This window comes from Salinimicrobium profundisediminis (genome assembly GCF_026241755.1).
Taxonomy (GTDB): domain Bacteria; phylum Bacteroidota; class Bacteroidia; order Flavobacteriales; family Flavobacteriaceae; genus Salinimicrobium; species Salinimicrobium profundisediminis.
The window spans coordinates 11,695-24,703 of the sequence record NZ_JAPJDA010000012.1 but is presented as its reverse complement, the minus strand read 5'-3'; the positions used below and the strand labels follow the sequence as shown (position 1 = coordinate 24,703).

Below are 13,009 nucleotides of genomic sequence, written 5' to 3'. Positions count from 1 at the left end.
CCGAAAGCCCTGATAATTTAAGTTAATTCGCAGTACCTTAGACTGTTAAGTCATCCCTCGGTCTTAACTCCCCCTTCCCCAATATGCTGTGAATATGGTTAAAAAACTATTCTTTAAAGTTTTCACTTTTTGGGCTCTTATTCTTACCTCGATTTTGGGGTGGGGGCAATGTCCTACGTCTGTAAATATCACTGCATCATCAGGAACTACTATATGTGCAGGAGAATCTGTGCAATTTACCGCCGCCCTGGATGGAACCGGAACAAATATTCTTTACCAGTGGCAGGTTAACGGTCTAAACCAGGGCTCAAAAACTTCTTCCAATACTTTTACCAGTAATACTCTTCAGGATGGACATACTGTTAGAGTGGTTGTTACAGCCGATTGCTTAGCTACACCTTTGACGAGTAATTCTCTTGCAGTAACTGTGAACCCAATTCCCACAGTAACTACTGCAAATACAGCAACAATATGCAGTGGTGCAAGTCCCAATATCGCATTGACTGCTTCTACACCCAGCTCGTATTCCTGGACATTAGGAACCGTTACAGGAGGCATTACAGGTGCAAGTGCAGGATCGGGATCTACAATAAATCAAGTTTTAACCAATCCCAGCAATGCAGCAGCAGGAACGGTTCAGTATATCATCACACCTACTGCTACAACAGGAAATTGTGAAGGCAACCCTTACACAATTACGGTAACAGTAAATCCAAAACCGTCGGTAACAACCACAAATTCAATCGAGGTATGCAGTGGAACAAGTCCGAATATCTCCTTAAGCGCCTCAACACCCAGTTCCTTTTCCTGGATAGCAGGTACTATCACAGGAGGAATAACAGGGGCAAGTGCTGGTTCGGGATCAACGATCAATCAAACACTCACGAACCCAGGCAGTACACCCGGGACAGTTCAATATGTCGTAACTCCAACCGCTAATGCAGGAAGTTGTACAGGTGCATCATATACAATCACAGTAACAGTTAATCCGAAATCTTTAGTAACTACTGCAAACACTGCAACCGTATGCAGTGGTGCAAGTCCCAATATCCCATTGACAGCTTCTACCCCCAGTTCGTTTTCCTGGACTGTAGGAACCGTCACAGGAGGCATCACGGGTGCAAGTGCAGGATCGGGAACTACAATTAATCAGGTTCTTAATAACCCAGGCAGCGCAACAGCAGGGACAGTCCAATATATCGTAACACCCACCGCTACTACAGGAAGTTGTGCAGGGGAAGCTTATACCATTACAGTAACAGTAAATCCAAAACCATCTGTAACAACAGCAAATTCTGCAACAATATGTAGTGGTGCAAGTCCTAATATTCCATTGACTGCATCTACACCCAGTACTTTCTCCTGGACCCTAGGATCCAATACTGGAAATATTTCAGGTGCAAGTGCAGGATCGGGATCCACAATAAACCAGACCCTAACCAATCCCAGCAACTCAGCAGCAGGAACAGTTGAATATATTGTAACACCAACAGCGACTACAGGAAGTTGTGCAGGGGAACCTTATAAGATTACGGTAACAGTAAATCCGGAACCATCTGTAACTACTGCAAATACAGCAACAGTTTGTAGTGGTGCAAGTCCTAATATTGCACTGATTGCATCTACACCGAGTTCTTTTTCCTGGACCTTAGGATCCATTACAGGAAATATTTCTGGTGCAAGTGCAGGATCGGGAACTACCCTTAATCAGACACTAACTAACCCCAGCACCTCGGCAGCGGGGACAGTTGAGTATATTGTAACTCCTACTGCAATTACAGGAAATTGTGCAGGTGAGGCTTACTCAATTAAAGTAACAGTAAACCCGAAACCTTTAGTAACTACTGCAAACAAGACAACAGTATGCAGTGGCTACGGACCTAATATTTCATTGGCTGCTTCTACCGCAAGTTCATTTTCATGGACCGTCGGAACCATTACAGGAGGTATTACAGGTGCAGGTGCGGGAAATGGAACCACAATAAATCAACCTTTAAGCAATCCCAGCAGTACAACAGCAGGTACAGTAGAGTATATGGTTATCCCTACGGCTACTACAGGAAGTTGTGCTGGAGAACCTTACACAATTACTGTGACGGTAAACCCGACTCTCGTACCTTCTGTCACCATCTCATCAACTTCAAATGATATTTGTACTACAACAGCCTCGGGCTCAACTCCGGTAACCTTTACCGCCACCCCGATTAACCCGGGAACAAACCCATCCTACCAATGGAAAAACGGCACAACCAATGTAGGTCCTAACAGTCCTACATTTACAGCAAATTCCTTAGCTGCTGGTTCTCAAATCTCAGTGGTAATGACTTCAAATGCTATCTGTGGATCACCTGTGACCACTACTAGTAATGTTATTAGTATGAAAGGTTTTACACCTCCTGCGGCTCCCGTGTTTAGTCCTGCTCCAACACAAGGTGGCCCTGTTAATACTACTCTACTTTGTCCTCCAAATACAGGTCTGGTTTATACCGTGGCCTCAGATCCAAATGTCACCAGCTATAACTGGACATTACCAACGGGTTGGACGATTACTGCTGGAGCCGGAACAAACTCTATTACCATAAACAACAGTAATTTAAATGCAGGAATATATAATTTAATTGCAACTGCGCGAAATGCTTGTGGAAGTAGTTCTAAAACTTTGCCGGTCACTATTGAAAAGGCTGCCTCCGTCTATGCAGGCGCGGATACTTCCATTTGTATGAATGGAAGTTATAGTATAACTGATTCAGATTATAGTGGCTATATAAATAGTGGTGGTCAAAATGCCCCAACCTGGACTGTAAGTCCTGCTGGAAGTGGTTCTTTTAGCAACATAAAAGCCAAAAATCCTACTTTTTCTCCTTCAAAGGATTTTACAGGCTCTATTACCCTAACTCTCACAAGTACAAAAACGACAGGGAATTTTAATTGCGCTCAACTATCTGACAAAATGATTCTAACTGTGAACGCACCACCTGCAATCACTACTCAACTTTCGACGACTCCACAAGTCCTATGTCTTAATGCTGCTGCTTCTCCCTTATCAGTTACAGCTAGTGGAGCCGGGTTAACATATCAATGGTATACCAATACCACCAATTCTATTACCGGAGGTACTGCAATCAATGGAGCTACATCTGCTACTTATACTCCGTTAACTACTGCTCAGGGAACCACATATTATTATGTAGTTGTCAGCGGAACATGTACTCCGCCAGTGACCAGCAACGTGTCAGGGCCGATAACCGTGAACGCTCCACCTGCAATTACAGCTCAGCCGTCAACCAGTGAACAAGTCGTATGTCTTAATGGTACTGCAACCCCATTATCAGTTACGGCTACCGGCGCCGGATTGACATATCAGTGGTACAGCAATACAACTAATGCCAATACCGGAGGTACTGCAATTAATGGAGCTACTTCTGCTACTTATACACCAGTAGCAACAACAGCAGGAATTCGGTATTATTATGTAATCGTCAGTGGAACATGTACTCCCCCGGTGGCCAGCGGAGTATCCGGCGCGGTAAATGTTCATACATCTCCCGCAATCACTGCACAGCCTTCTACAACTGATCAAGCTTTGTGTCTGAATGATACTGCCACAGAATTATCTGTCACAGCTACCGGAGAAGACCTAACCTATCAATGGTACAACAATTCAACTAATTCAAATGCCGGAGGTACTGCAATAAGTGGGGCTAATGCCGCTACTTATACTCCGGTAACCAGTACTCCAGGGACTTTATATTATTATGTAATTATCGGTGGATCCTGTACTCCTGAAGTGACAAGTAATTTTTCTGGAGCAGTAACTGTTAACTCCTCACCCAATATTACTGCTCAACCTTCAACCAATGAACAGATTTTATGTGTGAACGATACTGCCACTGAATTATCGGTAACAGCTACCGGAGAAGATCTAACCTATCAATGGTACAGTAATTCAACTAATTCAAATACCGGAGGTAATGCAATAAATGGAGCTACTGCCGCTACTTTTTCTCCGGAAACCAGTACTCCAGGCACATTGTATTATTATGTAATTGTTGGGGGAGCATGCACTCCTGCAGTGACCAGTGATATTTCTGGAGAGGTAACTGTAAACTCTCCACCCACTATCACTACTCAGCCTTCTACAACTGAACAAACTTTATGCTTGAACGATACTGCTACAGAATTGTCTGTAACTACTACCGGAGAAGAACTAACTTACCAATGGTACAGTAATTCAACGAATTCAAATACCGGAGGTAATGCAATAAATGGAGCTACTGCCGCCACTTTCCTTCCCGAAACCAGTACTCCAGGAACTTTATATTACTATACTATCGTTAGCGGAACCTGTACTCCTGAAGTGACAAGTAGTGTTTCAGGAGCGGTAACTGTAAACTCTCCACCCAATATCACTGCTCAGCCTTCTGCCACTGAGCAAATCTTATGCCTTGAGGATCCTGCCGCAGAATTGTCGATTACAGCTACAGGAGAAGATCTGACTTACCAATGGTACAGTAATTCAACGAATTTAAATACCGGAGGTACTGCAATAAATGGAGCTACTGCCGCCACTTTCCTTCCTGAAACCAGTACTCCGGGAACTATATACTATTACGTAATTGTAGGTGGAGCATGTACACCTGAAGTGACCAGTGATGTTTCAGGTGCGGTAACCGTAAATGAACCGGTAGAGATCATAACAGATCTTGACGATTCGACACCAATAGAAGCTTGTGCAGGTTTCCCGGTTGAATTTTCCATAGAAGCAACAGGAACCGGTCTGACTTATGAATGGACAAAAGATGGAAATCCTGTTGGAACCAATTCCCCCACCTTAAATATCGCCCAGGCCGATGCTTCTGATGCCGGATTTTATACTGTTCTGGTAAAAGGGACAGCTCCCTGCTCCAATGTGCAGTCCACGAAACAAGTCGAACTCAGAGTAAATCAAACTATCACTATCACCAGTCAACCTGAACCTACCCTTCCTGTCTGCCTGGGAGAAAATGCTGTTGAAATTGGTGTTGTCGCTACCGGAAACATCTATGACTATGTTTGGAGAAAAAATGGGATACCAATCTTCGATGGTTCAAAATACTCGGGCACAACAACCGCAAATTTGATCATTAAAAATTTAGCTCTGGAAGATTCTGATATTTATGATGTAATAATTAGCAGTCCTGAAGGAAGTTGTTCGCAAATTATTTCTAATCCGGCCACAGTAACTGTTTATTCACCTCCTGAAGTTGAAGCGGGAGAAGATATAGAAGTTTGTAGCACTTCAACGAGTATTGACATTGGTACAGGAACTACTGCCGCAAATTACAGCTCTCTCGCCTGGACCACTAATGGAGCAGGACAAATCTTAAATGCAACAGATTTAAATGGAGCAACTTATGCTCCTGTGGCAGCAGACTTTGGTAATACCCTTATATTTACTTTAACTGCTAAATTCGAAGTTGGAGGTGTTCAGGTATGTGAAGATGCTGTAGATATTAGAAGTCTAACAATAATACCTCAACCAGTCATAACTGAATTCAGCTATCATCCCAGCGACAACAGTGCTGTTTCCACCGAATTTTGTGAAACAGACATTGCCACCTATACCCCACATATTGCCGGAAACAACCTTACTAACGGTACCGGAATATTTTCAGTAGATAACACTGCTTTAGCGATCGGCCCTACTACCGGAGACATAACTCCAAATGGCACTAGCCCGGGAGAGTTTACAATAACTTATACCTACACTATAACTTCCCAGGAAGCAGGTTGTACAGTTGCCGAAAAGATCTTCAAAGTAACCATAGGAGAAAAACCTGTAGCCGATTTTACTTATGGGGAGAATCCATTTTGTAGTGATTCAGAAAATATTACTCCCAGTTTTCTAAATGAAGGAGTGGCCGGCACTTTTAGCTCTTCTACTGAAGACCTTGTATTTGCAAATGCAGCTACGGGAGAAATTGATGTGGCCGCCAGTGCACCCGGCACCTATGAAATTATTAATACTGTAGATTATTCTACCCAGGGTTGTGCTATAGTAACTCATGCTGCATCTATTACAATTAATCAAAAACCAAATCCCAATTTCTCCTACTCTACAACAGAATTTTGCTCAGCTTCTGAAGTGGAACAAACAATTGCCCCAATTCTGGAAGATGGTGCAGTTACGGGTAGTTTTACTTATACAGCAACTCCCGAAGGAGCTATCCTTGCTCTGGACACAACAACGGGAAATATTGATATAATGAACAGTGATGCCGGAAGTTACGTCATTACGAACACGGTGAATGTTGACGCCGATGGGTGTGATGTGGTAGAAGGTTCTTTTTCAATTAATATCGAAAAAAAATCCGATGCCTGGTTTGAATACAGCAGTACTTCCTTTTGCATCTCCACAAAAAGCGCCTCGGTAGTGAATGGTTTTGAAACCGGGGGAACTTTTTCCAGCCCCACTTTGGGAAGTCGCATTAACGCTACTACTGGTGCAATTACCTGGACTGATACAGATAACATTACCGGTACGCACGAAATTACTTATATTATTGAAGGGAAAGGAGTTTGCGAAGACGTAAGCAGTACTGTGGAAATAAATATTGATCCATTACCAGTTGGCGGGAAATTAGCTTTTGAAGATCTTGTTAATACTAATAACAACGGCAGGATCTTCATGATATGCCAGGGGGCGACTTCTGGATATTTACCCATTACCCTATCAGGTCATACAGGAAACATCCTGGCATGGAAATATAGTATTAACGGTGCTTCCTGGATTACAATTCCGGGAGAAGAAGGAAATTTTACCGGCAATGTGTTATCTGCCTCTACAATACAGGGTTTAAACCTACCTGAAACAACAGTGTTTAGGGTAGAAATAGGTAGTGGGGCCTGTAGCCCTAATGTTTTCTCCCAAACTGCAATTCTGAGTGTTATTCCGACAGATATAACTCCCAGCCCCGTAACAGTAAGTGAAAGTGTTGTCTGTTTGGGAGATACGGTAACCTTAAGTTCAGAAACGGGTTATACCAACACCGTTCCCACAGTTGAAAACGGGAATTTTGATAATGCAGGACTTAAAAATAAAGGATGGCGTTTTAGACTCGACGGAAAAGATATGAACTTCGAAACCAACGCCAACAATACCAACCAGGATTTTTGGTCAAGAGCTACTCCACATAATTTTAACACAGCAAATTATAATACGAGTCCATACTCAATGAGTCCTATGAGGTGGGATTCGGGAATTGAAGATGGAAATAAAGGTTTTGCACTGGTCTCAGGGGCTCATAATGCTACCATGGAAACGAACATTTTCAGTATAGGCTCAATGGATCAAGCGATTGTAACTTTCGATCAGGCCTACAACCTAACACCCGGAGCCACAATAACTGTAGAAATTTCCGAAGATGGAGGAAATACATATCAGGCAGTTCTATTTACCATGAGTGGTAGTGCCTCCAGTGGTAATTACAGCAGCTTTGGAACCGGCACTCCCCAATCCCGCCCTAAGAACAAAATGTTGTTAGACCTTGGGAACTATCTAGGTAAAAATAATCTGAGACTAAAGTTCGCGTTTGATGGAGCGAGGAACGGAGATCTTTGGGCTGTAGATGGTATAAAATTACCTGAAGGCCCTCGAAATGTTACTATTGAATGGAACGACTATACAGATCCTCAACAGGTTATCACCATTGGAACCACAAATTCTGTTCAATATGCCCCAAAACAAATTGGTCTTAATGTTTTTGAAGTAAAGACAAAATTAGTTTTTGATTCTACCGGTAATGCCTGTGAAGTAGCCGAAAATTCCGAAACCATAGAGGTGTTTGTTTTTGACAAATACACTACTTCTGTCTCAGCGGAATATGGTAGCTGCGGAAATTTTGAAGCCCAACTTTCTGCTTCCGTACTAAATGGGAAAAATGAACCTGTAATAACTTACCCGACACCCGATGGTTATATAGGCAAGTGGTCAATTGATGCGGTAGGTGCTACTTTAGTAGACTCCAATCCAAATGATAATATTGCTGCCGAAAATGATCCCAATGCACTTCTTCATACCACAACTACGGGTACTTATAATGTTTCCTGGATCCTTGAACCTACAGAAAAGGATGAAAATGGAAACCTTTATGAAAATCCGGAAACCTGTGCTCCTCAAGTCAATTCAGTAGAGGTAATTATTAAGGGCTGTATTGCTTTAGACTTTGATGGGGAAGACGACCACATACTCATTGATGATCCCTACAATGAAGTTGTAAGTTTTGAAGCCTGGATAAGGCCGAAAATCGCCGGAGGAACTATTATCTCAGGTCCTAATATGCACATCACTACTCCAGGCATTGTCACCCCAAATTCAAGATGGTATCATATCGCAGTTTCCAATGGAAAATTATATATAGACGGAATTGAAAAAACAAACCTCAGTCTAGGCAATGGAAATGGTTCTCAAACTATAATAGGCGCCGATTTGATTAATGGCCAGGCTACCAATTTTTTCTCGGGCTGGATAGAGGAAGTTAGATTATGGAAAAAAGCGCTGACAGTTGAACAGATTAGATTTATGATGAATCAGCGTCTTATTGCGAATGGCACTCAAATGGGAGAACAAATTCCTATGAATGTACCCGGCGGACTGAATTATTCAGACCTGGCAGGATACTACAGGCTGATCTCAGCAACACCCGAACCTTTACCCACTAGTCCAGTTATTTTCTTACCAGAAGATATGCCTCTTGATGGGTTAACCCCAGATCGTGCTGCAACAGCATCTCCGGGAAGGTTAGTCAATATGGAAACGAATCAGGAGAATACTGCACCCCTTCCCTATTATTCTGGTAAAGATGGAATTTGGGGAACAGATGATACCTGGTTGCGCCCTGAAGTTTGGGACCCTCCGCATACAGGTACTATTGATTGGAACATAGTAAAAACTTCTCATCATATCACTTCCGGTAATCGGAATATTACAGTCCTGGGCTTATTATCTGAAAGTAATGTACTTGATATGGAAGGAGCGAATCCCACAGGATGGACGAGCGGTGGAAGTGGAAATAGACTTTTTATCTCCCATTACCTCCTGCTTGATGGTATTATTGACCTCAATGGAGAATCACAACTTATTCAACCTGATGGAAGTATCGTAGATCAGACTTCGGGTATAAACCGGGAAATAACAGGTTTCCTGGATAGAGACCAACAAGGAACTGCCAGCAGCTATAATTACAATTACTGGTCTTCCCCTGTAAGTCCCAGAAGCCTTAACGCCGATTATTCTGTAGGAACAGTTATGATGGATGGCACAACCCCCACCCCCGCTAAGATCAATTTTGGCAACGCCTACAATCACGCCGATGCAGGTTTTACAAACCCGCGCAAAGTGAGTGCTTACTGGCTTCACAAGTTTCATGGTACGGCAAATAATTACTTTAGGTGGGAACATATTGGAAGTACAGGAGCTTTGCAAGTGGGGGAAGGCTACAGTATGAAAGGTACCTCTGGTAGTGCAGCTATACTCGACCCACAAAACTATACCTTTAGAGGGCTCCCAAACAACGGTACCATTTTAATGGAAACTATGAATGCCACGGGCACAGGAGAAAATTATCTTTTAGGGAATCCATATCCCTCTGCTATTGATGCCGATGAATTTATTCTAGACAATATGCGAGACGTCATCAATGGCCGAAATACTTCCAACGTCTTTAACGGAACCATATATTTCTGGTCCCATTTTGCCAATAAAACTCATTATCTCGAAGAATATATTGGCGGCTATGCTACCTATAATCTCTCAGGCGGTGTAATTGCTGTGGCTATAGATGACCGGATTAATGCTACTGAAGATGAAGGCGGGCGCATTCCGCAGCAGTTCATTCCGGTAGGCCAGGGCTTTTTTGTCAATACCCGCTTAGATCCTGAAATTGTAAATATTTCAAATATAACTATCCATGGCGGACAGGTTACTTTCAGGAATAATCAAAGACTATTTATTACTGAAAATGATGCTAAAAAATCAGTTTTTCACTCCCAGGAAAAGAAAGAAATTTCTGGAATTGAGGGTACAAATACCTCAAAGGCAGAACAACAGCGTATTTGGCTGAAATTTAAATCTCCAAAAGGATATCACCGACAAATTTTAGTCACTGCCGATCCCAATGCTACCGATAACTTCGATTTGGGTTATGACGCCCCTCTTATTGAAAATAATGTTGAAGATATGTACTGGTACTTTAACAATAACGAATTTGTGATACAGGGAGTAGAAGATTTTAATGTGGAGCGGGAACTTCAGCTGGGGGTGAAGATAAAAGAACAAGGAGTTGTAAAGATTAGCATAGATAGATTGGGTAACATTGCAGAAGATCAGGAAATATTCCTGAAAGACAGCATCACAGGCACAATTCATAATTTAAAAAACGAACCATATACTATAGAAGTTGAAGAAGGTGTCTTTACAGATCGTTTTAAACTGGTCTTTAAAGATGATGAAACACCTGTAGTAGAACCCGAAGATCCGGTTGTTGTAGACGATGGGCCTTTCAAAGTCCAGTACCTGAATGAAGACAGAATCATTTTAATTAAAAATCCCGAACTGATAAAGGTCAATAGAATCTATCTGAACAACCTTACAGGACAGCAGGTTCACGTCTATTACAATATCCCGTTAACAATAAAAGAAGAGCTACCTGTAGAACGCTTTAGTGCTGGAGTATATATTCTGAAGCTGCATACAGCACAGGGAATCATTACCAAAAAAGTAATTCTGGAGTAAATCGACTTTAAAGAATACTTACTAAAATTTTCTTAGCTTTATGCACTTTAGCCAAGTTTGGAGCCTTTAATCTATTAAAATAAAGTAAAAATTTAAGGCTTTGTTTTTTTTCCTACTTTTACCACCTGATTTCTAATGGTTTGGTATGGAGAAATATTTTACTCCTGTTAAGATATGGATACTATTTTTACTAGTCGGCTCCCCTGTATTGGGTGCCTTCTGGTCGAGCCCAGATCTTAAATCCTTTAGTTACCCTCAACCATCTGAAAATTATACCGCTCCCTGGTATGAATCGCCTAAAGGAATTTTTGCCCTTGGCTTCAATGATAATACTGAAAATGCCACGGTCACAGCTCCAGCTGATGTTCAAAAGAGGACCGATTCCGGCAAATGTTCAGCATCCATAAATATTCCGGAAGCATCTTTTACCGGGAACAGTCTTACCTGGTCCATGAGTGGTGCAACAAGCGATTCCGGTACAGGACAGGTAGGCACACATACTTTTGAAAAAGGGGTAACTACTATTGTTTTCACTTCTATCGGCGATAATTCTTCTACAGATCAGGATTCTATGACGGTTACCATTAAGGACGAAGAAGCGCCAGAAATAAATGTGGGAAGCAATATTTCCAAGAACACAGACAACGGAAAGTGTACCGCTTCCATCGCTATTCCGAATGTGAGTTTTAGCGACAACTGTTCGGGGGAAACCTTGAGCTGGACAATGACCGGAGTGACTTCAGGAAACGGAACAGGTCAGGTAGGCACTAAAACTTTCAGCATTGGAAAAACTACCATTAATTACACCGTCACCGATGCAGCAGGATTAAAGGCTTCAGGATCTGTCGACATTACGGTTACAGATGATGAGGCGCCAAAAATAACCCTCGGAAATGACATTTTTGAGAGTACAGATACAGGAAAGTGTACCGCATCTATCCCTATTCCGAATGTAAGTTTTAGCGACAACTGTTCGGGGGAAAACTTGAGCTGGACCATGAGCGGTGTTACTTCAGGAAACGGAACGGGTCAGGTGGGTACCAAAACCTTCAATATTGGAAAAACTACCATTAATTACACCGTCACCGATGCAGCAGGATTAAAGGCTTCAGGATCTGTCGACATTACGATTACAGATAATGAAGCTCCAAAAATCACCCTTGGAAATGACATTTTTGAGAGTACAGATACAGAAAAATGTACTGCATCCATCGCTATTCCAAATGTGAGTTTTAGCGACAACTGTTCAGGGGAAACCTTGAGCTGGACCATGACCGGAGTGACTTCAGGAAATGGAACAGGTCAGGTAGGCACCAAAACCTTCAACATTGGAAAAACTACCATTAATTACACCGTCACTGATACAGCAGGATTAACCGCTTCAGGAGCTGTCGAGATTACTGTTACAGATGATGAGTCTCCAGAAATAACCCTCGGAAATGACATTTTTGAGAGTACAGATTCAGGGCAGTGTACGGCTTCCATCGCTATTCCAAATGTGAGTTTTAGCGATAACTGTTCAGGGGAAACCTTGAGCTGGACCATGACCGGCGTTACTTCAGGAAATGGAACAGGTCAGGTAGGAACTAAAACCTTCAGTATTGGGAAAACTACCATTAATTACACCGTCACCGATGCAGCCGGATTAACGGCTTCAGGAGCTGTCGACATTACGGTTACTGATAATGAAGCGCCAAAAATAACCCTTGGAAATGACATTTTTGAGAGTACAGACACAGGCCAGTGTACCGCTTCCATTGCTATTCCTAATGTGAGTTTTAGCGACAACTGTTCAGGAGAAACCTTGAGCTGGACCATGAGCGGTGTTACTTCAGGAAATGGAACAGGTCAGGTGGGCACCAAAACCTTCAGCATTGGAAAAACCACCATTAGTTACACCGTCACCGACGCAGCGGGATTAACGGCTTCAGGAGCTGTCGACATTACGGTTACCGATAATGAAGCGCCAAAAATCACCCTCGGAAATGACATTTTTGAGAGTACAGATACAGGAAAGTGTACCGCATCTATCGCTATTCCTAATGTGAGTTTTAGCGATAACTGTTCGGGGGAAATTTTGAGCTGGACCATGAGCGGTGTTACTTCAGGAAACGGAACAGGTCAGATAGGGACTAAAACCTTCAGCATTGGAAAAACCACCATTAATTACACCGTCACCGATGCAGCAGGACTAAAGGCTTCAGGAGCTGTCGAGATTACTGTTACAGATGATGAGGC

Annotated in this window: 2 protein-coding genes; both read left to right on the top strand. The window is 42.5% G+C overall.

The genetic code is table 11. From position 1 onward, the window contains the following. The first annotated feature begins 94 nt into the window (after positions 1–94). The gene (locus OQ279_RS08460) at positions 95–10,771 is read left to right on the top strand and encodes a PKD-like domain-containing protein (protein WP_266069456.1); all 10,677 of its coding nucleotides are present in this window, start codon (positions 95–97) and stop codon (positions 10,769–10,771) included. A 145-nt stretch (positions 10,772–10,916) separates the two neighbouring features. Beyond that, a partial coding sequence (locus tag OQ279_RS08455) for an HYR domain-containing protein (RefSeq protein ID WP_266069455.1) occupies positions 10,917–13,009 on the top strand: 2,093 nt, incomplete at its 3' end.

Excerpts from the sequence above, each read along its gene's own strand:
- OQ279_RS08460 (WP_266069456.1), top strand. The coding sequence starts at position 95 with ATGGTTAAAAAACTATTCTTTAAAGTTTTCACTTTTTGGGCTCTTATT.